The following is a 25,592-nucleotide window of genomic DNA, read 5'->3' as shown; positions in this document are numbered from 1 at the left end:
GCGAACATGCATCGACGCTAGCACGCGTCCCACGGACGGAGTCAAACGACCCCACCCGTCCGGGCCGTGGGGTCACGGTCCGGATTTGTCACACTGGGGTCGTGAGCAGCACCGACGACCGCGCCGTCCCCGCCGACCCCGCCTCCGCCGACCCGCAGCCGGCCCCGGGGGCGTCCCAGCAGGTGGACAGCGAGCTGGCGTGGACCCCCCGGGTCCGCGACGAGGGCCGCAAGCTCCGCGTGGGCTCGCGCGCGCTGGTGTTCAAGCCGAGCCGGCTGACCATCTTCGCCATCCTGGTCGCGGTCGTCGGGTCGACGCCGCTGGTGTTCAGCCTGCCGTGGTTCTGGATCGTGCTGCTGGCCCCGGTCGCGGCGATCGCCTGGATCCTGCGGGTCCGCACCACCGTGGACCCGGAGACGCTGACCGTCCGCGGCGCGTTCTCCTCCCGCACCGTGGACTGGGACGACGTGCGCGGTCTGCGGATCGGCTCGCGCTCGCGGGTCAGCGCGGTGCTGGGCGAGGACGACGACCTCGTCCTGCCCGCGGTGCACGCGCGCGACCTGCCCGCGCTCTCGGTCGCCAGCGGCGGCCGGTTCGCCGACCCGGCCGCGGTGACCGACCCGGAGGATCCGGCCGAGGGTCACTGACGCCCGTCGCGGGGCGTACGGTTGCGGGCGATCGGCCCGCCGGCCGGCGGGACGCGACCCGCCCCGCCGCCGTCGCGCCGCACCCCCGGGCGGCTCGTGCCCACGCTCCGCGACGCGCCCACCGGGGTCCCTCACGAACCACCACGGAAGACCCGGCTGGAGAAGACCGATGCCCGCCCTGCGTTCCCGCGTCACCACCCACGGTCGCAACGCCGCCGGAGCGCGTTCGCTCTGGCGCGCGACCGGCATGGGCGACGACGACTTCGGCAAGCCGATCGTCGCGATCGCCAACTCCTACACCCAGTTCGTGCCCGGCCACGTGCACCTCAAGGACATGGGTGACCTCGTCGCGGGCGCGATCAAGGAGGCGGGCGGGGTCGCCAAGGAGTTCAACACGATCGCCGTCGACGACGGCATCGCGATGGGCCACGGCGGGATGCTCTACTCCCTGCCCAGCCGCGAGATCATCGCCGACGCGGTCGAGTACATGGTCAACGGCCACGCGGCCGACGCCCTGGTGTGCATCTCCAACTGCGACAAGATCACGCCGGGCATGCTGAACGCCGCGATGCGGCTGAACATCCCGACCGTGTTCGTCTCCGGCGGGCCGATGGAGGCCGGCAAGGCGGTCGTCGTCGGCGGGGTCGCGCAGGCACCCACCGACTTGATCACCGCGATCTCGGCGTCCGCGTCGTCCGAGGTGGACGACGAGGGCCTGGCCGAGGTCGAGCGCTCGGCCTGCCCGACCTGCGGGTCCTGCTCCGGGATGTTCACCGCGAACTCGATGAACTGCCTCACCGAGGCGCTCGGGCTCTCGCTGCCGGGCAACGGCTCCACCCTGGCCACGCACGCCGCGCGCCGCGAGCTGTTCCTGAACGCCGGGCGCACCGTGATGGACCTGGCGACGCGCTGGTACCGCGACGACGACGCGTCCGCGCTGCCCCGCAACATCGCCACCCGCGAGGCGTTCGAGAACGCGATGGCGCTCGACGTCGCGATGGGCGGCTCCACCAACACGGTGCTGCACATCCTGGCCGCCGCCCAGGAGGGCGAGATCGACTTCGACCTCGCCGCGATCGACGCGGTCTCCCGGCGCGTGCCGTGCCTGAGCAAGGTCGCGCCGAACTCGGACTACCACATGGAGGACGTCCACCGGGCCGGTGGCATCCCCGCCCTGCTGGGCGAGCTGTGGCGGGCCGGGCTGCTCAACACCGGGGTGCACACCGTGCACTCCCCCACGCTGGAGCAGTGGCTCACCGAGTGGGACATCCGGTCGTCGGCCCCGTCGGAGACCGCGGTCGAGCTCTACCACGCCGCGCCGGGCGGGGTCCGGACCACGCAGGCGTTCTCGACGGAGAACCGCTGGTCCTCCCTCGACACCGACGCCGCGGGCGGGTGCATCCGCGACCTCGAGCACGCCTACTCCGCCGACGGCGGACTGGCCGTGCTGCGCGGGAACCTCTCGGTCGACGGCGCCGTGATCAAGACCGCGGGCATCCCCGAGGACATCTGGGAGTTCGAGGGCCCGGCCGTGGTGCTGGAGAGCCAGGAGGACGCCGTCTCGGCGATCCTCAAGAAGGAGATCAAGCCCGGCGACGTGCTGGTCATCCGCTACGAGGGCCCCTCGGGCGGACCGGGCATGCAGGAGATGCTGCACCCGACCGCGTTCCTCAAGGGTGCCGGGCTGGGCAAGGTCTGCGCCCTGATCACCGACGGCCGGTTCTCCGGCGGCTCGTCGGGCATCTCGGTCGGCCACGTCTCCCCCGAGGCCGCCGCCGGCGGCACGATCGGGCTGGTGGAGAACGGCGACCGGGTCCGGCTCGACGTCCGCGCCCGGTCCCTGGAGCTGCTCGTCGACGCCGAGGTGCTCGCCGACCGGCGCGCCAAGATGGAGTCCTCCGAGCGGCCGTGGCAGCCCGTCGACCGGCAGCGCGTCGTGTCGAAGGCCCTGCGCGCCTACGCCCACATGGCGACCAGCGCCGACACCGGGGCGGTCCGCCGCATCCCCTGATCCCGCACGTCCCGACGGCCCCGGTCCGCGCCCTGCGGACCGGGGCCGTTCGCGTTTAGGTTGGTTGGCATGGCTACCGGAATGCGCCTCGGCACCCGCCGTCTCGGCGACCTGACCGTCTCCGCCCAGGGCCTGGGCTGCATGGGCATGAGCGCGGCCTACGGCGACACCTCCGACCGCGCCGAGTCGATCGCGACGATCCACCGCGCCCTGGACCTGGGCGTCACCCTGCTCGACACCGCGAACGTCTACGGCGACGGCGCCAACGAGGAGCTCGTGGGCGCCGCGATCGCCGACCGCCGCGACCGCGTGGTCCTGGCGACGAAGTTCGGCATCGTCCGCGACGCCGCGGGCAACCAGGGCGCGCAGGGCGACCCGGCCTACGTGCGGCGGTGCGCCGAGGAGTCGCTGCGCCGCCTCGGCGTCGACCACATCGACCTCTACTACCAGCACCGCGTCGACCCGGACACGCCGATCGAGGAGACCGTCGGCGCGCTCGCCGGGCTGATCGAGGAGGGGAAGATCCGCCACTACGGGCTCTCCGAGTGCGGCGCGGACACCGTCCGCCGCGCCCACGCCGTGCACCCGCCCGCCGCGGTGCAGTCGGAGTGGTCGCTGTGGACGCGCGGCATCGAGGAGTCGGTCGCGCCGACGTGCGCCGAGCTGGGCATCGGCGTCGTGCCGTTCTCCCCGCTCGGACGCGGCTTCCTGACCGGCGCGATCACCTCGACCGGCCAGCTCGGCGAGGGCGACATGCGCCGCGGTCTGCCCCGCTTCTCCGACGAGAACATGGCCGCGAACCTCGCGATCGTCGAGGCGCTCACCGCCATCGCGCAGCGCCGCGGGGTCACCGCCGGGCAGCTCGCGCTGGCCTGGGTGCAGAGCCGCGGGGAGCACGTCGTGCCGATCCCGGGGACCAAGCGGCGGACCTACCTGGAGCAGAACGTCGAGGCCGCCGTGCTGGAGCTGTCGACGGACGAGCTGGCCGAGATCGAGGCGGCCGCCCCGTCGTCGGCGGTGGCCGGGGAGCGCTACCCGGCGCACCTGCAGCGCAACGTCGGCCGCTGAGCCGGGCGCCCGGCCGTCGTCTCAGCCGGAGGCGGCGGCCGCGGCGCGGCGCTGTCCCGCGGCCTGCGCCCGCCGGGCGTACAGCACGGTCCAGCCGATCAGCACGCCCAGCACCGCGAGCGGGACGACGGCGTTCACCACCACCATCGTCGCGACCGGGAGCCGGTAGGTCAGCACGATCCGCACGACCGCCTCGGCGACCAGCACCACGCCCCACACCGCGGTGAGCACGCGCTGGGTGCGGCGGAAGCCGGCGTACTGCCAGAGCCCGTCCCACCAGGCCACCCGGGCCGGGTCACCGCCGGTGGCGAAGCGACGGCCGAACCAGAACATCAGCGGGCGCGGGAGCAGCACCAGCGAGCCCAGCAGGAGCAGGCCGAGCACGCCCGTCGTCGCGGACTCCTTGAGCAGCAGGATCCGCGGGTCGGAGAACACCAGCCCGACCACGGCGCCGACCACCAGGAACACCAGCACGAGCACGCCGAACTCGTCGATCCGGCGGCTGCGCAGCCAGGTGATGCCGATGTCGAGCAGCGGCCCGATGCTCCCGGCGAGCAGGGCGGGGACCGGGCCGACCCCGCGGTCGGTGAGGACGTCGTAGACCACCACGGGCACCGCGATGCTCAGCACGATCATCTGCGTCCAGGACAGTGCCTGCCCCATTCCGTTCCGGCCCGCTGCCTCTACCATCGGTTCCCCCGAACTGGACGGAATGGTTCACGACCGTGAGCAGAAGTGTAGAGCTGGGCGCGCTCGTGGCAAGGCGCAACCCGACGAGCGGTGTGGTCGCGTCGCTGCTGCGCGTCGCCGGTCGTGACGAGCTGCCCGCCGCCGTGCTCGTCGGGCTGCTGGGCGATCTCGGCATGCGCGAGCCCGCCGCGCGACGGCTGCTGGCCCGGATGCGCGAGGACGGCCAGCTCGCGGGCCGGCGCGACGGGCGCGCCGTGCACCTGCGCCTCGACGGCCCGTTCGGGGCGGCGGTCCGGCGCCTCGGCGACGACCTCGGCGCCCGCCCCCCGGAGTGGACGGGCTCGTTCCGGGCACTGCTGCACGCCGTCCCGGAGCAGGAGCGGGCCTACCGCGACCGGCTGCGGCGCACCGCCGTGCTCGCCGGGTACGGGGTGCTGCAGCCGGGCGTGCTCATCGCGGTGGCCGACCGCGGCGCCGACCTCGCCGAGGTGCTGGCCGACGCCCCGCCCGGTGCCCGGGTGACCGTGGCCGGGCTCGCGGTGGACACCGCCGAGGCCGCCCGCGTCGCGGTCGGGGCGTGGGACCTCGACGGGGTCGCGGCCGTCCTGGCCGGTCACGCCGACCGCCTGGCCGCCGCCGCGGCGTCGCCGCCCGGGGACGGTGCCGGGTGCCTGCGCCGCCTCGTCGAGCTGACCAACCCGGTGTTCGTCGACCTGGTCCGGGCGCCGGCGCTGCCCACGGTCCTGCTGCCGCCGGACTGGCCCGCCGCACGTCTGGTCGACGAGCTGCGCGGCGTGCTGGACCGCTGCGTCCCACCGGCACACGCCCACGTCCGGGCCCGGCTGGAGGCGGCCGGCGTGGGGTGACGAGGCGGACCCGATGTTTGCCGGTCCCCCCGCGGCGGACATCCGTCGGATAGGAGCGCGACCCGCGCCACCCCACGACGGAAGGGCACCATGACCGCCTACGTGACCACGAACCCCGCCACCGGGAAGACCGAGAAGACGTTCCCCGAGCTCGACGACGCGGCGGTCTCCGACGTCCTGGGCCGCGTCACCGACGCCTACCCCGGGTGGCGCGCGACCCCGGCCGCCGACCGGGCACGGATCCTGGTCCGGGTGGCCGAGGCCTACGAGGCCCGCAGCGACGAGCTGGCCGCGCTGATCGCGACCGAGATGGGCAAGCCCGTCAAGGAGGCAGCGGGCGAGGTCGCACTGGCCGCGTCGATCTACCGCTGGTACGCCGAGCACGGCCCGGACCTGCTGAGCAGGGAGACCCTGGACCCGCAGGGCGCGCAGGAGTCGGTGGTACAGACCGAGCCGATCGGGCCGCTGGTCGGGGTCATGCCGTGGAACTTCCCCTACTACCAGGTGGCGCGGTTCGTCGCGCCGAACCTGGTCGTCGGGAACACGATCGTCCTCAAGCACGCCCCGATCTGTGCCGCCTCGGCCGAGGTGATGGACGAGATCTTCCACACCGCGGGCGTCCCGGCCGACGTCTACGTCAACGTCTACGCGACCAACGAGCAGATCGCCGACATGATCGCCGACCCGCGGATCCAGGGGATCTCCCTGACCGGCAGCGAGCGGGCCGGTGCCTCGGTCGCCGAGACGGCGGGGCGCAACCTGAAGAAGGCCGTCCTGGAGCTGGGCGGGTCGGACGCGTTCATCGTCCTCGACGACGCCGACGTCGCCCGCACCGCGAAGGTCGCCGCCCGGGCCCGCCTGATGAACGGCGGCCAGGCCTGCAACTCCCCGAAGCGGATGATCGTGCCGACCGACAAGGTCGAGGAGTTCGTGTCGGTGCTGGTCTCGACGTTCGAGGCCACCGAGCACGGCGACCCGACCGACTCCGGCACCCGGCTCGGCCCGCTGTCCTCGGTCGCGGCGCGCGACGGCGTCGCCGAGCAGGTGCGCCGCGCCGTCGAGCAGGGCGCCACCCTGCACACCGGCGGCGAGGTGCCCGACGGCGACGGCGCGTTCCTCCGCCCGGCCGTGCTGACCGGCGTCACGAAGGACATGGACGCCTACTCCGAGGAGATCTTCGGACCGGTCGCCGTGGTCTACGGCGTCGACTCGGTCGACGAGGCGGTCACGCTGGCCAACGACGTGAGCTACGGGCTCAGCGGGTCGGTGTGGAGCGGCGACATCGAGCGCGCGCAGGAGATCGCCGACCGGCTCGAGGTGGGCATGGCCTACGTCAACGAGCACGGCACGACGCTGCCCGGGCTCCCCTTCGGCGGGGTGAAGCGCTCCGGCTTCGGCCGTGAGCTGGGCCGCTGGGGCATGGGCGAGTTCGTCAACACCCGGCTGCGTCGCACGGCCAAGCCGAAGGGCTGAGCCGGGATCAGCCGCGGCGGGCGGTGGCGAGCAGGTCGCCCAGCTCGTCGAGGGCCGCGGCGGCGACCCGGACCATCGAGGTGACCCGGTCGGGGTCCTGGTGGTCGGCGGCGAACGGCAGGAACTGCACGTGCGCCGCCGCCCGCGCCCACGCCGTCTCCACCGCGACCATGGCGGGCGGGTCCGGCGCGCCGAGCGCGGTGTGCAGGGTGTCCCGGTAGACCGCGGGCACCGGCGACGACGGCGCGTCGGCCGGGCCGTCGGACGGGGGCGCGGCCAGCACCACGACGTCGAGCGACCCCACCGCGACGCGGGCATTGCCCCAGTCCAGCAGCACCGCACCGGCCGGACCGGCGACGACGTTGCCGCGGTGGGCGTCGCCGTGGCACAGGGTGCGGGGCAGGGCGCGCAGCGCGGTGCGGGCGCGGTCGTCCCCGGCCCAGGCCACGACGGACGCGGCCGCGGCGTCGTGCCCGGCCGCCGTCAGCCGGTCCGCGGCGTGCCCGCACAGCCGCGCCCACCAGGCGTCGTCGACGACGGGGACGCCGCGCGGCCGGTTGCGCCGCCAGTGCGCGTGGACCAGCGCGAGGGTGCGCCACACCTCGTCGGGTACCGGGGCCCCGGCCGGCAGCGGCGCGCCGGGCTCGTGGTCGAGCAGCACCCAGCCGTCGCCGGAGCCGAGCATCCGCGGCAGCCGGACGGACCCGTTCACCACCGCGACGGCGCGCAGCGCGGCCGTCTCCACCGCCCCGGTGTGCTTGAGGACGACCGCGGTGCCGTCGTCGAGGTCGATCCGCTCGGCCCCGCCGGAGGCGTACCCGCCGGTCAGCGGGGTCCGGGCCCGCACCGCGAGGTCGCGACGGCGGCGCCGGGCGAGCGGGCGCAGCCACGCGTCGTCGGCAGGGGTCACCGGCGCAGCACGAACAGGACCAGCAGCGACACCGCGACCGCGACCAGCAGCGACAGCACCGACCACGGCAGCGGGCGTCGCTGGTAGGTGCGCCCGGCGTCGAGGGCGATCCGCCCGGCCCCGGCGAACACCAGCGCCGCGGCCCCGGCGCCGAGCAGCAGGTCCAGCTCCAGGGAGTTCGCGCCGTCCGAGGCGAACAGCGGCACCGACAGGGCCGGCACCAGCGCCACCACCACGGCGACGACCTTCGTCGCGAGCAGGCCCGCCGCGGCGAAGGGCGTCAGCAGCCCCAGCACGAGCAGCACGCCGAGGACCAGCTGACCGACCGCGAGCACCCAGGCCAGCGGGCCGGCGAAGGACGTGAACCCGGCGTCGGCGAGCGCGGTCGCGCTGGCGTCGAGGCCGATCCCGCCCGCGACGCCGAACAGCTTGCGTGCCCCCGCCGCGGCGAAGGACGCCCCGACGACCAGCCGCAGCACGAGCAGCCCGATGTCGGAGGAGAGGTGGGCGGGGACCGGCATGCGCTCCGGGCGGGTCTTCTCCGCCGGTTCGTCGCCGGAGATGTTGCCCCAGTCGTACTGCTGCGTGGGCCCGCTCATGGTCGGCGACAGTACCGGCGCGCGCCTAGTAGGCGCCGGTCACGAGGTTCGGCGGCGCGTCACCGGCGGCGAACGCCGCGAGCTGCTCGGCCGCGACGCCGTAGGCGCGGCGCATCGCCAGCGGCACGCTGCCGCCGACGTGCGGGGTGAGCAGCAGTCCGGGCGCCGACCACAGCGGGTGGCCCGCGGGGAGCGGCTCGGGGTCGGTGACGTCGACGGCGGCCCGGATCCGCCCCGAGGTCAGCTCCGCGACCAGCGCGTCGGTGTCCACCACCGGCCCGCGCGCGCCGTTGACGAGCAGCGACCCGTCGGGCATGGCGGCCAGGAAGCCGGCGTCGACCATGCCGCGGGTCTCGTCGGTGAGCGGGACGATCAGCACGGTCGCGTCGTAGTGCGGCAGCAGCGCGGGCAGCTCGTCCCAGCCGTGGACGCCGTCGCGGGCGGTGCGCCCGACCAGCGCGGTCTCCACCTCGAAGGGCTCCAGACGGGCCCGGGTCTTCTGCCCGACGTCGCCCGCGCCGACGATGAGGATCTTCTTGCCGGCCAGCTCCTCGGTCTGGTGGTGGTCCCACTCGCCGCGGTCCTGGGCACGCACGAATCGGTCCAGGTGCCGGTAGACGGCCAGCAGCACCGACACCACCCACTCGGCGGTGGCCCCGCCGTGCGCGCCGCGCCCGTCGGAGAGGCCGACGCCCTCGGGCAGCCGCCCGATCCACGTCTCGGCGCCCGCGGTGAGCAGCTGCACCAGCTCCAGGTTCGGGACCTGCTCGATGATCCCGACCGCGTCGGAGCCCGCCAGGAACGGCGCGACCAGCACGCGGGCGTGGGCGGCCTCGTCGGGCAGCGGCTTCTCCGGGTCGTAGACGACCGGATCCAGGCCGTCCACACCGGACAGGATCTCGGCTCCGACGGTGTGCGGCACCAGGACGGTCACGGGGCTGCTCATGACGCCCGACCGTACTCACCGGGCACTCACCTCGCGGGGCCTAGCCTGGTTCCTCGTGACCGCCCGGCTGCTGCTGATCGTCGCGACGCTCGTCGTGCTGCTGAGCGGCTGCGCCACCTTCCCCGACGCGGGCTCCCGCGACTGGCGCCCGCAGGCCGAGGGCGAGGGCGAGCTCGGCGGGCCGCCCCGGGTGGCCCCGGAGGAGCAGGCACCGCCGTCGAGCCAGGCCCCGTCGCCGCAGCAGCAGGGGGCCGCGCCGGCACCGCAGCCGTGCGTCGACCCGGACCCGCAGGTCGTCGCGGCCTGCCTGGGGCCGGTCGGGGCGGTGGCGGTGCTCCCGCAGGGCGACCGCGCACTCGTCGCCGAGCGGCGGACCGGGCGGGTGCTGGAGGTCCGCCGCAACGCCACCCCGCAGCCGGTCGCGACCGTGCCGGTCGACCCGGCGGGCGGGCTGACCGGGCTGGTCCTGTCCCCCGGCTACGCCGAGGACCGCCTGCTCTACGCCCTGTCCGAGGGACGGGTCTGGCGGATCGCGCCCGGTGAGGCGCCGAAGCCGGTGCTGGAGGGGCTGCCGCCGGGCGGGGCGCTGGCCGTCGACGCCGACGGCTCCTCGCTGGTCGTCGCCACGCCGGCCGGGGCGGGCCCGCTCGCCGGTGCGGTGCTGCGGATCGACACCCTGGGCCGTCCGGCCCCGGGCAACCCCGACCGCGCCTCGCCGGTCCTGGCCCGCGGGCTCACCGCCCCGGGCGGGGTGTGCGTCGACCCCGCGGCGCGGACCACCTGGGTCACCGACCGCACCGCGGGGCGCGACGTCCTGCACCGCGTCACGCCGGGCACGCTCGGCGCGCCCGCCTGGACCTGGCCGGACCGCCCGGGCGTCGCCGGGTGCACGGTGCTGCCGGGCGCGGTCGTCGTCGCACAGAGCACCGGCAAGGCGCTGTTCGTGCTCAACCCGGGCGCCGAGGGCACCTTCACCGGCGACCCGAAGCCGGTCCTGGAGGGCACCTACGGCCGGATCGGCCCGGTCACCCTCGCCCCGGACGGCCTGCTGTGGCTGGGGACGGTCAACCGCGACGGCGGCTCCCCCGGCGCCACCGACGACCGGGTCGTGCGCATCCAGCCGCCGACCGGCGGCGGCGCCAGCGCCATCTGACACCGCCCGGTACCGATCCTGCGTCCACCTGTCGCCCACTGTTGCGCGGTCTAATATATCAATGTTAGAACAGGCGCCGCACCGCAGGCCGGGACGTCCCGGCACGCGCTCGGACGGCGAAGGGGCCACATGATCGAGAAGCCGCGCAGGAGCCGTCGCCGGATCCTCGACACCGCGGTCGAGGACGAGGCCACCGTCCGCCGGGCCGCCACCGCGGCGTCGGTGGGCAACGTCGCCGAGTGGTACGACTTCGGGATCTACTCCTACCTGGCCGCGGTGGTGCTGAACCGGGTGCTCTTCCCGGACGCGGGCCGGTGGTCGCTGGTGCTGACCCTCGCCGCGTTCGCGGCGGCGTTCGTCGCCCGCCCGTTCGGCGGGTTCGTGTTCGGCCACCTCGGCGACCGGGTGGGCAGACCGCGGGTGCTGGCCGCCACGGTGCTGCTGATGACCGTCGCGACGGTGCTGCTCGGGCTCGTGCCGTCGCACGGCACGATCGGCGTCGCGGCGCCGGTCCTGGTCGTGCTCATCCGGATGCTGCAGGGCTTCTCCGCGGGCGGCGAGTACACCGGCGCACTCACGCTGGTCGCCGAGTACGCCCCCGACCGGCGGCGCGGCTTCTTCGGCAGCTGGCTGGAGTTCGGCACGATCGTCGGCTACTCGCTCGGTGCCGGTGTCACCGCGGCGCTGGTGACCCTGATGCCCGACGACGACCTGCTCGCCTGGGGCTGGCGGATCCCGTTCCTGCTGGCGCTCCCGCTCGGCATCGCCGGGGTCTACCTGCGGCTGCGCCTGGAGGACACGCCCGCGTTCCGCCAGCTCATGGAGCGCTCCCCCGCGCTGGTCACGATGACCCACGGCCGCGCGTTCGGGATCCTGGTGAAGCGCTACCGCTCCGCGGCGCTGGTCACCGCCGGCCTGGTGATCGCCTGGAACGTCACCAACTACGTACTGACCGCGTACGTGCCGACCTACCTCACCGGCACCCTGCCCCGCTCCGGCGCGGCGGGCACCAGCCGGGAGGTCGCGACCCTGCTGCAGGTCGGGGTCACCGTGCTCGCGCTGGCCGCGGTGGTCGTCGTCGGGCACTGGAGCGACCGGATCGGACGGCGCCCGCTGCTGGCGGCCGGGAGCATCGGGCTGGTCGTGCTCGGCCTGCCGATCGTGTGGCTGCTGCAGCTCGGGCTCGCCGGGCAGGCCACCGGCCTGGTCCTGCTGGCCGCGATCCTGGTCTGCTTCGCGGGCGTCTGCCCGTCGACGCTGCCCGCCCAGTTCCCCACCCTGGTCCGCTATGCCGGTCTCGGGCTGACGTTCAACCTGGCGGTGTCACTGTTCGCCGGGACGGCGCCCGCGGTGATCGAGGCCGCGGTGACCGCCACCGGGAACCTGGACTGGCCGGGCTACTACCTGATCGGCGCCGGACTGGTCGGGCTGGTCAGCGTGTGGTTCCTCGTCGAGCCCGCCGGGAAGCCGCTGCCGGGTGCCGCGCCGCTGGAGTTCCGCGAGGACGCCACCGACGCCACCGACGGCTCCGGCGCGACGGCGTCCCGCCCCTGAGGGCGAGCGATTCCGGTGCCGGACCACACGGGTCCGGCGCCGGGGGAGCCGCTCAGCCGAGCAGGGCGAACAGCGCGTCGAGGTCGCGGGCGACCTGCATGGCGCTGTAGACGCTGCCGTAGTTGACGTTGCCCGCGGTCTCGACGACCCGGCCCGCCCGCACCGCGGGCAGCTCCCGCCACACCGGGACGTCGGCCATGGTCGCCAGCGACCGCTCGGTGCCGGTGTTCTGCAGGTAGAAGCCGTCGGCGTCGCGGAACTCGCTCATCGTCTCCAGCGGCACCTCCTGGTCGGCCGCGTAGGCCCGCTCGGAGCCGAACAGCGACCCGCCCAGGTCGGTGAGCACCTGCTGCTGCAGCCGGCCCGCCGTGTTCACCACGAACGTGCCCGCCTCCGGCCGCCACTGGGCGATGACGACGCGCCTCGTCGCCAGCGCGGCACGGTGGCGCTCGCGGACCCCGGCGGCGACCGCGTCGTACTCGGCCAGCACCCGGTCCAGCGCGTCGCGCCGGTCGAGCTGGGTGGCGATCGCAGTCAGGTCGGCGCGCCACGGCACGTCGAACGAGGTCGGGACGACCGGCGCGATCCGCTGCAGCCGGGCGGTCGGCCAGTACTCGCCGTCGTCCTCCGCCGAGCAGACGATCAGGTCCGGGCCCAGCGCGAGGACCTCCTCGTCGACGATCGGACCCTTGAGGACCGGCAGCCCGGGCGGGGCCGGGACCCACGCGGCCGGGGGACGCAGGCTGGTCGCCGACACCGGCAGGCCGAGCGCGACGGCGGTCTCCAGGTCGACCCGCGAGTCGACGGCGAGCACCGAGACCGGGGCGACGGGCACGTCGTAGGTGCCCAGCGCGGTCGTGACGCTGCGGGTGCGCCCGGCGGGGGCGCCGACGGTCGCCGCGGGGCGGCCGCACGCGGCGAGCAGGCCCGCCGTGCCGACCGCGGCGAGGAGCTGGCGGCGGGTGGCGATCTCGACGACGGGACGCTCGAGCAGGGCTGTGGACACGGGTCCTCCGGGGGACGATACGGACTCTCCCGGTGAACTTAGCCTCACCTCACTTCGCGGTCGCCTGTCGCGCACCACGCGTCGACCGGACTCTTGTGGCCATTTCTTCCATCGTTTTTACTAACTGCGGCACCGTCGCCCACCGGCTGGAGAGTTCGTGCACGACCGGACCCGTTTCGTCGTCGACCGCCTGCGTCGCTTCCGCTCCGAGCACCTGGAGCGGTCCCGGTACCGGGACGCCCGGCCGCTGGAGGTCGCCGCCTGGGAGGTCCCGGGCGAGCCCGTCGGGTTCGCCGAGGCCGCCGGGCAGGCCTACGCCCCGTTCCCGGTGGGCCGCGGTCACCTCTCGGCGTGGGGGCGTCCGTGGAGCACCGTGTGGTTCCGCGCCACCGGCGCCGTGCCCGCGGACTGGCGGGACGTACCGGGGACGCGCGTGGAGGCCGTCGTCGACCTGGGGTTCGGCACCGAGAACCCGGGCTTCCAGGCCGAGGGCACCGTCTGGAGCCCGGACGGTCGCATCGTCAAGGGCATCGAGCCGCGCAACGCCTGGGTGCCCGTCACCGGTGACACCGTCGACCTGTTCGTCGAGGCCGCCGCGAACCCGCACATCTCCGAGCACGGCTGGTTCGTCCCGACCCCGCTCGGCGACCCGGCGACCGCGGGCTCCGACCCGCTCTACACGCTGCGCCGGGTCGACGTGGCGCTGCTGGACGAGACCGTCTGGGAGCTCGACCAGGACCTGACCGTGCTGCAGGGCTGGCTGGACCGGCTCGACCCGGACACCGCGCGGCACGCGCTGATCGTGTCCGCCGTCGAGGACGCCCTGGACGTGATCGACCCGCGCGACCTCCCGACGACCGCGGGGCCGGCCCGCGAGCGGCTCGCCCCGGCCCTCGCCGCACCCGCGCACGCCAGCGCGCACCGCGTCGTCGCGACCGGGCACGCGCACATCGACTCGGCGTGGCTCTGGCCGACGCGCGAGACCGTCCGCAAGTGCGCGCGCACCTTCTCCAACGTGCTGACCCTCGCCGAGGCCGACCCGGGGCTGCGGTTCTCCTGCTCCTCGGCACAGCAGTACCGGTGGGTCCGCGACACCTACCCCGAGCTGTACGCCCGGCTGCGCGACGCCGTCGCCGCCGGGACGTTCGTGCCGGTCGGCGGCATGTGGGTGGAGTCGGACACCAACATGCCCGGTGGCGAGGCCCTGGCCCGCCAGCTGGTCGAGGGCAAGCGGTTCTTCCTCGACGAGTTCGGCGTCGAGCCGCTCGAGGTGTGGCTGCCGGACTCGTTCGGCTACACCGCCGCGCTGCCGCAGCTGGTCCGCGCGGCCGGGTCGCGCTGGTTCCTCACCCAGAAGATCTCCTGGAACGACACCAACCGGATGCCGCACCACACGTTCCTGTGGGAGGGCCTCGACGGCAGCCGGGTGTTCACCCACTTCCCGCCGGTCGACACCTACAACTCCGAGCTCACCGCCGACGAGCTCGACCGCGCCCAGCGCCAGTACCGGGAGAAGGGCCGCGCCGGCGTCTCCCTGGTGCCCTTCGGCCACGGCGACGGCGGCGGCGGCCCCACCCGGGAGATGCTCGCCCTGGCCCGCCGCCAGGCCGATCTGGAGGGCGCGCCGCGGGTGCGGATCGGCACCTCGGAGGAGTTCTTCACCGAGGCCGAGGCGGACTACCCGGACCCGCCGGTGTGGTCCGGCGAGCTGTACCTGGAGTACCACCGCGGCACCTACACCTCGCAGGCCCGCACCAAGCAGGGCAACCGGCGCAACGAGCACCTGCTCCGCGAGGCGGAGCTGTGGGCCGCCACCGCCACGGTCCGCACCGGCGCCCCCTACCCGGCCGAGGACCTGCGCCGGCTGTGGCAGAAGGTCCTGCTGCTGCAGTTCCACGACATCCTGCCGGGCAGCTCCATCGCCTGGGTCCACCACGACGCCGAACGCGACCACGCCGCGGTCACCGCCGAGCTGGAGACGATCGTCGACGGCGCGCTGGCCGCACTGGCCGGGGACGGCGACGTCGTGCTGCGGGCCAACGCGGGCCCCTATCCGCTGCACGGCGCACCCGCGCTGGGCATCGGCCCGGCCGCGGCGCCGGACGGCCCGGAGGTGACCGTCGAGCGGGTCGACGGCGGCCACCGCATCGGCAACGGACGGCTGTCGGTGCTGGTCGGCGACGACGGCCGGGTGCACGCCCTCGACGACCTCGACGCCGGCCGGGCGGTCCTCGCCCCCGGCGCGACCGCGGGCCTGCAGCTGTTCCAGGACATCCCCAACGAGTGGGACGCCTGGGACGTCGACCGGCACTACCGCCGCGTCGAGACCGGGCTGCCGCAGGCCTCGTCGGCCGAGCCGGTCCCGGGCGGGGTGCGCACCGTCGTCGTGGCCGGGGACAGCACGGTCACCATCGACTGGACCCTCGCCCCCGGCGGTCGCGCCCTGGAGGTGCGGGTGCACGCGGACTGGCAGGAGCGCCAGAAGCTGCTCAAGCTCGCGTTCCCGCTCGACGTGCACGCCGAGCGCGCCACCTCGGAGATCCAGTTCGGGCACCTGCACCGGCCGCTGCACACCAACACCTCGTGGGACGCGGCCCGGTTCGAGACCTGCGCGCACCGGTTCGTGCACGTCGGCGAGCCCGGCTACGGCGTCACCGTCGCGAACGAGGCCACCTACGGCCACGACATCACCCGCGACACCCGGCCCGGGCCGGACGGCACCGCCGCCGGGACGACCACGCTGCTGCGGCTGTCGCTGCTGCGGGCCCCGCAGTTCCCGGACCCGCACGCGGACTCCGGCGAGCACGTCCTGCGGTGCACGCTCACCCCCGGCACGGAGATCCCCGACGCCGTCCGCGAGGGCTACCGGGTGGCGCTGGGCACCCGGGAGATCACCGGGTCCGGCCCGGTCGAGCCGCTGGTGACCGTCGACGACGGCGGCACCGGCGCCGTCGTCGTCGAGGCGGTCAAGCTCGCCGACGACGGCTCCGGCGACGTGGTCGTGCGGCTCTACGAGGCGCACGGCGGCCGGGCCCGCGCGGTGCTGCGCCCCGGCTTCGACTGCACCGGCGCGGTCGAGACCGACCTGCTCGAACGCACGCTCGACACCCCGCGCGCACTGGGCGGGGACCTCCGGCTGGAGCTGCGCGCGTTCCAGATCGCCACGGTGCGTCTGACCCGCGCCTGACCCCTCCCGCCCCGCCCTCGCAACGACGCGAAAGGACGGTCCGCCCGATGACCCCTCCCCCTGCCCGCGGGTTCTCCCGGCGCGCGCTCCTCGCGGCGGGCGGCGCCCTGCTCGCCGCCCCGGCGCTCGGCGCGTGCGGCGCCGACGCCCGGGCTCCGGGACACCTGCGGGTGACCTACCAGCAGTGGGGCTCGGCCCGGGCCGTCGGGGACTACATCGAGGGCGCGGCCGCGGAGTTCATGGCGGCCCGCCCCGGTACCTCGGTGGAGGTGGTCCCGCTGGTCGCGGCGGAGAACGACTTCTTCACCAAGAACGAGCTGATGATGGCCTCGGCCCGGACCACACCGGACATCGCCTACGAGGACACCTTCATCCTCAAGGCCGACATCGCCGCCGGCTACCTGCGACCGCTGGACGACTACGTCTCCCGCTGGCCCCTGTGGGACACCTACGTCGACGTCGCGAAGGACGCCGTCACCGGCGAGGACGGGAAGGTCTACGGCATCCCGGGACCGACCGACACCCGTGGGATCTGGTACCACCGCGGCGTCCTGGCCGCCGCCGGGATCGCCGCGCCCTTCCGGCCCCGGACCTGGGACGACCTGCTCACCGCGGCGCGGGCGATCCGCGACCGGGTCCCCGACGTCGTCCCCCTCGTCCTCTACTCCGGCAAGGCGCAGGGCGAGAAGGCCAGCATGCAGGGCCTGCAGATGCTGTTCAACGGCACCGACTCGGTCCTCTACGACGAGGCCACCCGGCGCTGGACGACCGGCGCCGCCGGGATGCGGGAGTCGCTGGGGTTCCTGCACACCGTCTTCGGCGAGGGCCTCGGCCCGCCGCTGCAGGCCGCTCTCGACCCGAACCTCACCGAGACCGTCTACACGTCGTGGATGCCGGAGGGGAGGGTCGGCATGGTCGTCGACGGCAACTGGATCGCCCAGAACTGGGACCCGGGCGCGTCCGGGGCCTGGCCGGAGTGGTCGCGGACGATGGACCTGGCCCGGATGCCCACCCGGCGCGGGCAGGGCCGGGGGTTCGTGACCCTGTCCGGTGGCTGGGCGTGGTCGCTGCCGCGCCTGGCCCCCGATCCGGACCTGGCCTGGGGGCTGCTGGAGACGCTGATGTCCACCGGGAACGCCCTGCGGTGGACCGTCGCCGAGGCCAAGCTGGCCAACCGCAGCGACGTCATGGAGCACCCCGGGTACGACGGCTACTCCCCCGCCTCCCCCTTCTTCACCGACCTCGTCCCCTACGCCGACTACCGGCCCGCGACGGCGCCGTACCCGCAGATCTCCTCGGCGATCCAGGCGGCGACCGAGGACGTCATGACCGGGCGGCTGGGCCCCGACGCGGCGGCCGACGCCTACGACGCCGCGCTGGTCGACATCGTCGGCGTCGAGCAGACCGCGCCGGAGGTGCGCGCATGACCGCCCTCGCCGGGCGGCAGGCCACCGACCGCGGACCCGCGCCGCTGCGCCGCACCCTGCTGCGGGGCGGGCCGATCGTGCCGGCCGTCGTCCTGCTGGTGCTGTTCCTCGCCGGGCCGGTGCTCTACAGCGTCTACCTGGCCTTCACCAACCGGGCGCTGCGCGGGGACGGTGCGGACACCACGTCGTTCGTCGGGCTCGGCAACTTCACCGACGCGCTCACCTCGGCGGAGTTCTGGAACTCCGCCGGTCTCACCCTGGTCTTCACCGTGGTGTCGGCGATCATCGGGCAGAACCTGCTCGGGCTGGCGCTGGCCCTGCTGATGCGCAACGCGTCGAAGCCGGTGAGCGCGGTGACCGGGGCGGTCGTGGTCGGGGCGTGGATCCTGCCCGAGGTCGTCGTCGGTTACCTCTGGTACACCTTCCTCGCCGGGGACGGCTCGTTGAACGCCCTGCTCGGGCTGGTCGGGCTGCCCGAGCAGGAGCTGCTCGTCGCGTTGCCGATCGTCGCGGTGTCCTTCGCCAACATCTGGCGCGGGACGGCGTTCACCATGCTCGTCTACACCGCCGCACTCGCCGAGATCCCGCGCGAGGTCGAGGAGGCGGCGATGATCGACGGCGCCCGCCCGGTGCAGCGCTTCTTCTCCCTGACCCTGCCGCTGATCCGCCGCGCCGTGGCGACGAACCTGATGCTGATCACGCTGCAGACGCTGTCGGTGTTCGGCCTCATCTACGTCATGACCGGCGGCGGCCCCGGCACCTCCAGCCAGACGCTGCCGCTGCACATGTACGAGCAGGCCTTCTCCTACGGGCAGCTCGGTTACGGCACCGCGGTGGCCCTGCTCCTGCTGCTGCTCGGCGGGATCGCCTCGATCGCCTACCTGCGCCTGCTCGCCAAGGAGGACGCATGACCGCCACCGCGCACCGTCCACCGCCGGTCGACCCGGCCGTCCCGTCCCCCGCGCCGGACGCCGCACGGCGCCGGCGCGGACCCCGCCCCGCCGACCTCGTCCTGGTGGCGGTCGCGGTGTTCTTCTGCATCCCGCTGGCCTGGGTGGTCCTCGCGTCGTTCGACGCGGAGGCCTCGCTCGCCGTGGCGTGGCCCGCGGAACCGACCCTGGACAACTACGCCGCCGTGCTCGACACCGAGACGACGTTCCGCCCGATGTGGAACTCGGTCGTGCTCTGCGGCGGCGCCACGCTGGTCACCGTGGTCTGCGCGGTGCTCGCCGCCTACCCGCTCTCGCGCTACCGCAGCCGGGCGAGCCGACCGTTCCTGCTGACGATCGTCTTCGCCACCGGGCTGCCGATCACCGCGATCATGATCCCGGTCTACGCGCTGTTCGTGCAGGTCAACCTCATCGACTCGATGCCGGCGGCGGTGCTGTTCCTGGCCACGTCGGCGCTGCCGTACGCGATCTTCCTGACCAAGGGCTTCATGGACGGCGTTCCGGTCGAGATCGAGGAGGCCGCCTGGGTCGACGGCGCCACCATGCTGCGCACGCTGTGGGAGGTCGTGCTGCCGATGATGCGCCCGGGCGTCGCCGTCGTCGCGATCTTCACGCTGGTCCAGACGTGGGGGAACTTCTTCGTCCCGTTCATGCTGCTGCTCTCGCCGGACAAGCTGCCCGCCGCGGTCAGCCTGTTCACCTTCTCCTCGCAGTACGGCCAGGTCGCCTACGGCCAGCTCGCCGCCTTCTCGATCCTCTACTCGGCCCCGGTGGTGGTGCTCTACCTCGTGCTGGGACGCCGGCTCGGGTCCGGGTTCGCGGCGGCGGGCGGGCTGAAGGGCTAGGCGGTGTCGCGCCGCCCGGCACGGTCGACGCCGGTCCAGGCCAGCGCGACCGCGCCGTCGAGCAGCGCCCGTTCCGCGTCGGGACCCGCGCAGTGCGCCGCGAACTCGCGCTGATGGTTCGTGGCGGGCAGCGACCCGATCCCGATGTAGGGGTGGATGGCCGGCACGACCTGGGACACGTTGCCCATGTCGGTCGACGCCCGGTTCATCCGGCCCGCCGGGCCGTCGGGGGCGAACTCCCGCCCCAGCTCGACGGCGTTGACGCGGTAGTGCGCCAGGGCGGTGGGATCGGCGCGGAACTCGGCGTAGGGCCTGCTCTCCGGCTCGATCTCCAGCGTGCACCCGGTGGCCAGGGCACCGGCCTCGAAGCAGCGTCGCACCCTCGGCTCGATCTCGGCCAGCTCGGCGAGGGTCTCCGCGCGCACGTACCAGCGTCCCGACGAGTCCTCGGGGATCGCGTTGGGCGCCGTCCCCGCGGCGGTGACGATGCCGTGCACCCGCGCGCTGTGCGGGAGCTGCTGTCGCAGCAGCCCGATCGCGACCTGGGCGACGGTGAACGCGTCCGCGGCGTTGACCCCCTCCTCGGGGTAGGCCGCCGCGTGCGCGGCCCGGCCCCGGTAGGAGACCCGGGAGTGGCTGACGGCGAACGGACGCGCCTCGGCGACGTCGACCGGGCCGGGGTGCACCATCATCGCCAGGTCGACGTCGCGGAACGCGCCGCGGTCCAGCATCTCGATCTTGCCGCCGCCGCCCTCCTCGGCCGGGGTGCCGTAGACCTCGACGGTCAGCCCCAGCTCGTCGGCGACCTCGGCCAGGCCCAGCGCGGCCCCGACCGACGAGGCGGCGATCAGGTTGTGCCCGCAGGCGTGCCCGAGCCCGGGCAGGGCGTCGTACTCGGCGCACAACGCGATCCGCAGCGGTCCGGACCCGTACCGGGCGTGGAACGCGGTCTCCAGCCCCAGGAACGACGGCGTCACCGCGAACCCGCGGCGGTCCAGCAGCTCCGGCACCACGGTCGCGGCCCGGTGCTCCTCCCAGGCCGTCTCGGGATGGGCGTGCAGCTCGGCCGACAGCGCGACCAGCCCGTCCGCCGCCCGGTCGACGGCGGCCCGGGCGGCCGCCTTCGCCCCGGTCACCGGTCGCCCGGGACGCCGTAGGACGGCGCGGTCGCCGGGGCCAGCCCGCGGCGGACGTAGTCGTCGCGCTGCGGCAGCCAGACCTCCACCGCCTCGGCCAGCCGGTCGACCGGGTCCTCGGCCCAGTCGACCCGGAGGTCGGTCACCCGCCACTCGACGTCGGCGACGACGGCCAGCCCGGCCGAGTGCACCGGGCCCTCCTCCCCACCGGCGTCGAGCCCGGCGCGCAGGGCGGCGAGCAGCCGCTCCTCGAGCTCGCCGGTCGCGGCCTCGAAGGCGTCGACCAGGACCGCGGGCAGCCCGGCGTCGGCCAGCATGTTGCCCGCGGCCACCGCGTCCGCACCGGCGGCGGCGCCGTGCGTGCCCAGCGTCCGCTCCCCGCTGAACCAGGCGGGCGGGCCGGTCCGGCCCAGCGCGGTGAGCTGGCGGTACTCCGGGTCGACGGCGTCGGCGCCGACCTCACGCACCGCCCGGACGGCGTCGTCGTGGGCGGCCAGCCGGTCCAGCAGGCGCCCGCCGAGCCGCGGGTCGGTGACGTTCTGCGACGCGGCGACGCCGACCCCCGGCCGCAGGTGCAGGCAGCGCGCGGCGACCGCCGGGCTGGAGGAGCTGACGGCCATGCCGAACCGGCCGTCCTGACGGGCCGCGATCGAGAAGGTCACCGCCCGTCCTCCGGGATCACGGCGATGGCGTCGATCTCGCACAGCCACTCCGGGCGGGCGAGCGCGGACACCACGACGCCGGTCGAGATGGGGTGGACGCCCGTCGTCCAGCGTCCGACGGTCCGGTAGACGGCCTCCCGGTAGCGGGGGTCGACCAGGTAGATCGTCAGCTTGACCAGGTGCTCCATCCGGCTGCCCGCCTCGCGCAGGAGCTGGTCGATGTTCGCCATCGCCTGCTCGGCCTGCGCCGCGACGTCGCCGATGCCGACGGACTCGCTGGTGTCGAGGTCCTGCCCGATCTGGCCGCGGACGTAGACGGTGTTGCCGGCGACGACGGCCTGGCACAGGTCGTTGTCGAGGTTCTGCTCCGGGTAGGTGTCGCGGGTGTTGAACGGCCGGATGCGGGTGTGGGTCGGCTGTGCCGGCTGTGCGGTCATCGGGGGGCTCCGCTCGTGGTGACGGTGGGCTCGGGGAGGTGGGCGAGGTAGCCGCGCTGGATCGCGATGTGGTCGGCGACGTGGGCGGCGTCGTGCCACACGCCCCAGATGAAGCTGGACCCACGCCGCGACTGCCAGGGCAGGCCGAGGAAGTAGATGCCGGGCTCGGTGGAGATCCCGCGGGAGTGCCGCGGGCGGCCGTCGTCGTCGAGGGCGCCGGCGGGCAGCCAGCCGTAGTCGGAGCTGTAGCCGGTGGCCCAGACGATCGAGGCGATCCCGGCCCGCGCGAGGTCCAGCTCGGTGACCGGGTCGGTCACGCAGTCCGGGGCGGGCCCGAGGACGCGGGCGGCGGGCTCCTCGGGCAGGTCGAGCCCGTTGCGCACGACGTAGGCGTCGGCCTCGTCGAGCATCGCCAGGTAGTGGGCGTCCCCCGCGGCGACGGTGTCGGCCAGGTCCGGGGCGAACCGCAGCCGGCCGTCGGCGAAGGACCGGGTCATCCCGACCAGGGTGATGCCGGTGGCCGCCAGCTCACGGAAGTCGACGGTGTGCCCGCCCCGGGCCCCGCTGACCGCGATCGTGACGTGCGCGGCCCCCTGTGGCGGCGCCGCCGCGTCCCACTTGTCCAGCACGCCGAGCCACCAGCAGAAGTCCTGCCCGCGGTAGCGGCGCGGGGGCCGCTCGTGCGGGCCCACCGACAGGTGCACCGCGCGCCCGGAGCGCCGGAGCTCGTCGGCGATCTGCACGCCCGACGACCCCGCCCCCACGACCAGCACGCCGCCGTCGGGCAGCTGACCGGGACGCCGGTAGTCGCTGGAGTGGATCTGGGTCACCCCGGCGTCGGCGGGCACGACGGGCGGGACGACCGGCGTCTGGAACGGACCGGTCGCGGCCACGACCCGCTGCGCGTCGACGGTGCCCGCGGAGGTCTCCACCCGGAAGCCGGGCCGCCCCTCGTGCCGGTGCACACCGAGCACCTCGACCCCGCAGCGGACCGGGGCGTCGATCTTCTCTACGTAGGCGGAGAAGTAGTCGGCCACCTGGTCCTTCGACGCGAACCCGTCCGGTGCCACCCCGTCGAACTCCAGCCCGGGGAACCGGTCGTGCCACGCCGGGCCGTTCGCCACCAGCGAGTCCCAGCGACGGGTGCGCCAGCTCTCGGCGATCCGGTCGCGTTCGAGCACCAGGTGGTCGATCCCGCGGGCGCCCAGGTGCTCGCTGGCGGCCACCCCGGCCTGCCCCGCACCGACGACCAGTACCTCGGTCACGACGTCGGCCATCCCGTACTCCGTTCCACGGTTCCGTCCGCTGTGCCCGCTCACGAGCCGACCCGGTCCGCGACGGGTGCCGGCTGCGCGGCCGGCGTCGGTGCGGGCAGGCCCGCGAGGTCCTGGTCGTGCAGCAGGCTCGTCCCGGCCGTCTCGCGCATGCTCAGGGCGGCGACGAGACCGATCGCCGCGGCGGCCATCAGGTACGGGCCGGGGACGAGCAGGCTCCCGGTGGTCGCGATGAGCACGGTCATGAGGAACGGGACCGTGCCGGCGAACAGCGCGGCGCTGACGTTGTAGGCGATGGACAGACCGCCCTGGCGGGTGCGGGTCGGGAGGGTCTCGACCGACCACACCGCGTAGGTCCCGAGGATCGCCGAGAGGATCACCGCCAGGCCGAGCGCGGCGACCACGGTGCCGACCATGCCGGTCTGCATCAGCAGGTAGGCCGGCGTCGCCGTCACCAGCAGGACGACCGCGGCCGTCACCAGCACCGGCTTGCGGCCGGTCCGGTCCGACAGCCTGCCGAACACCGGCACCAGGACCAGTCCGAGCAGCGACGCGCAGGTCGACAGCAGCGCCGCGCTCTCGGCCGAGTGGCCCAGGTGGTCGGTCTGGTAGGTCACCAGGTAGGTCAGCACCGAGTAGAACAGGACGTGCATCATCGTCATCAGCCCGGCGACCTGCAGCAGCTGGCGCCAGTTGCTGCGGAACAGCTCCCGCGCGGGGCGGCGAGAGACCGAGTCGGTCGCCTCCAGCGCCCGGTACTCCGGGGTGTCCTCGATCTTCGCCCGGATGACGTACCCGATGACGCCCATCGGCGCGGCGATCAGGAACGGGATCCGCCAGCCCCAGGCGGTGATCTCCTCCGCGGTCAGCGACACCGAGAGCAGGTAGAAGGTGAACGAGCCGCCGAGGAAGCCGAGCAGCGCGCCGACCTCGAGCCAGCTCGTCCCGAACCCGCGGCGGCGCCGCGGTGCGGACTCGGCGAGGAAGCTCGCCGCGCTGCCGAACTCGCCACCGGCGGCGAAGCCCTGCACCAGCCGGATCGCGACCAGCAGGATCGGGGCGGCGATGCCGATCGTCGCGTAGCCGGGGAGCAGGCCGATCGCCAGCGTCGCCACCGACATGATCACGATGACGATCGACAGCGTGCGGCGCCGCCCGATGCGGTCGCCGAGCGGACCGAACACCAGCGCGCCGATCGGCCGGATCCCGAACGAGACCGCGAACACCGCGAACACCGACAGGACGCCGGCGACGTGGTTCTCCGCGGGGAAGAACACCACGGCCAGGGTCGTGGCCAGGTAGGCGTAGACGGCCCAGTCGAACCAGTGGACGAAGACGCCGACGGCGCCGGCGACGACGCTGCGGCGCATGGTGGCCGGGTCGGGCCGGCCGGCGGCGTCGAGCGCGGCCTCGGCCGCGGAGCGGGCGGTGGGTTCGGACACGGATCCCCCAGCGGGTCTCGTCGTGGACCACGGCCGGAACCCGGGGGAACACGGGCCGTGAGCAGCGGCGGGAACATCCACGGCCGCGTGGGGGACGACGCTAGGCAACGGAGGGAAAGTCGATCAAACAGTGAAATACGGTCCGCTGCATCGGTTCGATCGATGCAGTTGCGTCCGTGTATCACCCCTGTCACGGCCGCGTGACCAGCGCCGGTGGAGGGCTCAGTCGTCGCCGTCGTCCACCGACGGGTCACCGGCCGCCACCCGGTGCCGGTGGGCGACCTCACGGGCGGCGTCGGTGACGGCGCGGGCGCGGGCCGTCCGGCGCGCCGACTCCATCCAGGCGACGACGACCGACAGCGCCGGGACGTCGTCGGCGATCGGCCGGCTCTCGACCGTGCCCCCGGTGTAGGTGTCGCCGTGCGTGGGCCGCTGGTTGAGCACCGAGAAGCCGAGCCCGCGCGCGACCATCCCGCGGACGGCCTCCACGCTGTGCGAGCGGTACGCGACCGGCGGGGTCACCCCGGCCGTGGCCAGCACGTCGCGGAAGTACTCCCGGCTGTGCGGCAGGTCCAGCAGCACCATCGGCTCGTCGGCCAGGTCGATCAGGCGCACCTGCGCCGCGCCGGCCAGCCGGTGCCCCGGCGGGAGGATCACGTACGGCGGGGCGTGCGCGACCACCTCGCGGGTCACCCCCGGCCCGAGCCCCAGGTCGTAGGTGACGGCGACCTCGACGGTGCCGCTGCGCAGCGCGGCGCTCACCGCGGCCGCCTCGAGCTCCAGCACCTCGACCGCCAGCCCCGGGCAGTGCTCGCTCAGCTCGGCGAGCAGCGACGGCAGCAGGAACGGGACGAGGGTGACCATGCAGGCCAGCGTGATCCGGCCCCGGACCTCGTCCCCGCGGCCGCGTGCCGCGTCCAGCACCTCGCCGAGGTGGTCGAGCAGCCCGCGCACGTCGCGCAGGAACGCCTCGCCGGCCGCGGTCAGCACGAGCCCGCGGGCGTGCCTGCGCAGGAACAGCGGGGTCCCGACCTGCTTCTCCAGCTGGGCGATCGACGCCGAGACCGCCGACTGCGCGACGCGGAGCTCCTCCGCGGCACGCGTCATGCTCAACGTCGACGCGGCCTCGACGAAGTAGCGCAGCTGGGTGAGCGTGACGTCCGGCCGGCGGCTCACGACGCCCGGTCCGACACCGACATGACCCCTCCCGTCCCGGGCTCCGACCGTGACCACGGATCCCGTGCCCGGAGTCTCCCGGGCAGGGAGGATCGGCACAATCGATGCAACACCCCGCGAGCCCCGCCGGGAC

The 25,592-nt window shown here is 74.6% G+C and carries 22 protein-coding genes; 11 read left to right on the top strand and 11 right to left on the bottom strand.

The features are described from left to right. The first annotated feature begins 101 nt into the window (after window positions 1–101). The 3 genes from KPL57_RS69240 (at window position 102) to KPL57_RS02175 (ending at window position 3,726) form a co-directional block, all read left to right on the top strand. On the top strand, window positions 102–647 hold the full coding sequence (locus KPL57_RS69240; RefSeq protein WP_226350212.1) for a PH domain-containing protein: 546 nt from the start codon (window positions 102–104) through the stop codon (window positions 645–647). 169 nt (window positions 648–816) lie between these two features. Further along, window positions 817–2,658, top strand: coding sequence for a dihydroxy-acid dehydratase (ilvD, locus tag KPL57_RS02180; RefSeq protein WP_226350211.1), 1,842 nt, complete (start codon window positions 817–819; stop codon window positions 2,656–2,658). A gap of 69 nt (window positions 2,659–2,727) precedes the next feature. Then, complete coding sequence (locus KPL57_RS02175) at window positions 2,728–3,726, top strand: aldo/keto reductase (protein ID WP_226350210.1); 999 nt, start codon at window positions 2,728–2,730, stop codon at window positions 3,724–3,726. A 21-nt stretch (window positions 3,727–3,747) separates the two neighbouring features. On the opposite strand, the gene KPL57_RS02170 is transcribed toward KPL57_RS02175, so the two are convergent. Beyond that, window positions 3,748–4,362, bottom strand: a complete 615-nt coding sequence (locus KPL57_RS02170; protein ID WP_226350209.1) for a VC0807 family protein — start codon at window positions 4,360–4,362, stop codon at window positions 3,748–3,750. Window positions 4,363–4,451: 89 nt separating this feature from the next. On the opposite strand from KPL57_RS02170, the gene KPL57_RS02165 reads away from it, so the two are divergent. Together KPL57_RS02165 and KPL57_RS02160 are read left to right on the top strand one after the other, a co-directional pair. Continuing rightward, window positions 4,452–5,282, top strand: coding sequence for a hypothetical protein (locus KPL57_RS02165; RefSeq protein ID WP_226350208.1), 831 nt, complete (start codon window positions 4,452–4,454; stop codon window positions 5,280–5,282). A gap of 90 nt (window positions 5,283–5,372) precedes the next feature. After that, the gene (locus KPL57_RS02160; protein ID WP_226350207.1) at window positions 5,373–6,755 is read left to right on the top strand and encodes an NAD-dependent succinate-semialdehyde dehydrogenase; all 1,383 of its coding nucleotides are present in this window, start codon (window positions 5,373–5,375) and stop codon (window positions 6,753–6,755) included. A 7-nt stretch (window positions 6,756–6,762) separates the two neighbouring features. Here KPL57_RS02160 and KPL57_RS02155 read toward each other — a convergent pair whose 3' ends face one another. The 3 genes from KPL57_RS02155 to KPL57_RS02145 are packed head-to-tail and all read right to left on the bottom strand — an operon-like array spanning window position 6,763 to window position 9,210. Further along, window positions 6,763–7,665, bottom strand: coding sequence for a phosphotransferase (locus tag KPL57_RS02155; RefSeq protein WP_226350206.1), 903 nt, complete (start codon window positions 7,663–7,665; stop codon window positions 6,763–6,765). Then, the gene (locus KPL57_RS02150; RefSeq protein WP_226350205.1) at window positions 7,662–8,264 is read right to left on the bottom strand and encodes a DoxX family membrane protein; all 603 of its coding nucleotides are present in this window, start codon (window positions 8,262–8,264) and stop codon (window positions 7,662–7,664) included. Before KPL57_RS02150 ends, KPL57_RS02155 begins: the two co-directional genes overlap by 4 nt. Window positions 8,265–8,289: 25 nt before the next feature. Continuing rightward, window positions 8,290–9,210, bottom strand: coding sequence for a 2-hydroxyacid dehydrogenase (locus KPL57_RS02145; protein ID WP_226350204.1), 921 nt, complete (start codon window positions 9,208–9,210; stop codon window positions 8,290–8,292). Window positions 9,211–9,265: 55 nt separating this feature from the next. Here KPL57_RS02145 and KPL57_RS02140 point away from each other — a divergent pair, with 55 nt between their 5' ends. Both KPL57_RS02140 and KPL57_RS02135 read left to right on the top strand, forming a co-directional pair. Beyond that, on the top strand, window positions 9,266–10,363 hold the full coding sequence (locus KPL57_RS02140; RefSeq protein ID WP_226350203.1) for a glucose dehydrogenase: 1,098 nt from the start codon (window positions 9,266–9,268) through the stop codon (window positions 10,361–10,363). A gap of 129 nt (window positions 10,364–10,492) precedes the next feature. Beyond that, a complete protein-coding gene (locus tag KPL57_RS02135; protein WP_226350202.1) occupies window positions 10,493–11,917 on the top strand; it encodes an MFS transporter in 1,425 nt (474 codons plus the stop codon). A 52-nt stretch (window positions 11,918–11,969) separates the two neighbouring features. Here KPL57_RS02135 and KPL57_RS02130 read toward each other — a convergent pair whose 3' ends face one another. Further along, window positions 11,970–12,923, bottom strand: coding sequence for an ABC transporter substrate-binding protein (locus tag KPL57_RS02130; RefSeq protein ID WP_226350201.1), 954 nt, complete (start codon window positions 12,921–12,923; stop codon window positions 11,970–11,972). Window positions 12,924–13,080: 157 nt separating this feature from the next. Here KPL57_RS02130 and KPL57_RS02125 point away from each other — a divergent pair, with 157 nt between their 5' ends. The 4 genes from KPL57_RS02125 to KPL57_RS02110 are packed head-to-tail and all read left to right on the top strand — an operon-like array spanning window position 13,081 to window position 19,332. Next, entirely contained in the window at window positions 13,081–16,110 is a 3,030-nt protein-coding gene (locus tag KPL57_RS02125; protein ID WP_226350200.1) for a glycoside hydrolase family 38 C-terminal domain-containing protein, read from the top strand. Window positions 16,111–16,157: 47 nt separating this feature from the next. Beyond that, window positions 16,158–17,537 carry an extracellular solute-binding protein gene (locus tag KPL57_RS02120; RefSeq protein WP_226350199.1) on the top strand — a complete coding sequence of 460 codons (1,380 nt, stop codon included), beginning with the start codon at window positions 16,158–16,160 and terminating at the stop codon, window positions 17,535–17,537. Next, window positions 17,534–18,448 (top strand): carbohydrate ABC transporter permease, encoded by a 915-nt coding sequence (locus KPL57_RS02115; RefSeq protein WP_226350198.1) that lies wholly within the window; start codon window positions 17,534–17,536, stop codon window positions 18,446–18,448. Before KPL57_RS02120 ends, KPL57_RS02115 begins: the two co-directional genes overlap by 4 nt. Beyond that, window positions 18,445–19,332, top strand: a complete 888-nt coding sequence (locus KPL57_RS02110; protein ID WP_226350197.1) for a carbohydrate ABC transporter permease — start codon at window positions 18,445–18,447, stop codon at window positions 19,330–19,332. The genes KPL57_RS02115 and KPL57_RS02110 overlap by 4 nt, the downstream gene beginning before the upstream one ends. On the opposite strand, the gene KPL57_RS02105 is transcribed toward KPL57_RS02110, so the two are convergent. From KPL57_RS02105 to KPL57_RS02080, 6 genes are all read right to left on the bottom strand, one after another. Further along, on the bottom strand, window positions 19,329–20,468 hold the full coding sequence (locus tag KPL57_RS02105) for a M20 family metallopeptidase (RefSeq protein WP_226350196.1): 1,140 nt from the start codon (window positions 20,466–20,468) through the stop codon (window positions 19,329–19,331). The two genes, KPL57_RS02110 and KPL57_RS02105, sit on opposite strands and share 4 nt — an antisense overlap. After that, window positions 20,465–21,130, bottom strand: coding sequence for a DUF1028 domain-containing protein (locus KPL57_RS02100; RefSeq protein WP_226350195.1), 666 nt, complete (start codon window positions 21,128–21,130; stop codon window positions 20,465–20,467). Before KPL57_RS02100 ends, KPL57_RS02105 begins: the two co-directional genes overlap by 4 nt. Beyond that, entirely contained in the window at window positions 21,127–21,567 is a 441-nt protein-coding gene (locus KPL57_RS02095) for a RidA family protein (protein ID WP_226350194.1), read from the bottom strand. The genes KPL57_RS02100 and KPL57_RS02095 overlap by 4 nt, the downstream gene beginning before the upstream one ends. After that, window positions 21,564–22,844: an NAD(P)/FAD-dependent oxidoreductase gene (locus KPL57_RS02090; protein WP_226350193.1), complete on the bottom strand. Its 1,281-nt coding sequence runs from the start codon at window positions 22,842–22,844 to the stop codon at window positions 21,564–21,566. Before KPL57_RS02090 ends, KPL57_RS02095 begins: the two co-directional genes overlap by 4 nt. A 38-nt stretch (window positions 22,845–22,882) precedes the next feature. After that, window positions 22,883–24,283, bottom strand: a complete 1,401-nt coding sequence (locus tag KPL57_RS02085; protein WP_226350192.1) for an MFS transporter — start codon at window positions 24,281–24,283, stop codon at window positions 22,883–22,885. A gap of 222 nt (window positions 24,284–24,505) precedes the next feature. Then, the gene (locus tag KPL57_RS02080; protein WP_226350191.1) at window positions 24,506–25,459 is read right to left on the bottom strand and encodes a LysR family transcriptional regulator; all 954 of its coding nucleotides are present in this window, start codon (window positions 25,457–25,459) and stop codon (window positions 24,506–24,508) included. Window positions 25,460–25,592: the final 133 nt, after the last annotated feature.

This window comes from Pseudonocardia sp. ICBG601, assembly GCF_020496245.1.
This window is presented reverse-complemented; position numbering and strand designations above follow the sequence as displayed.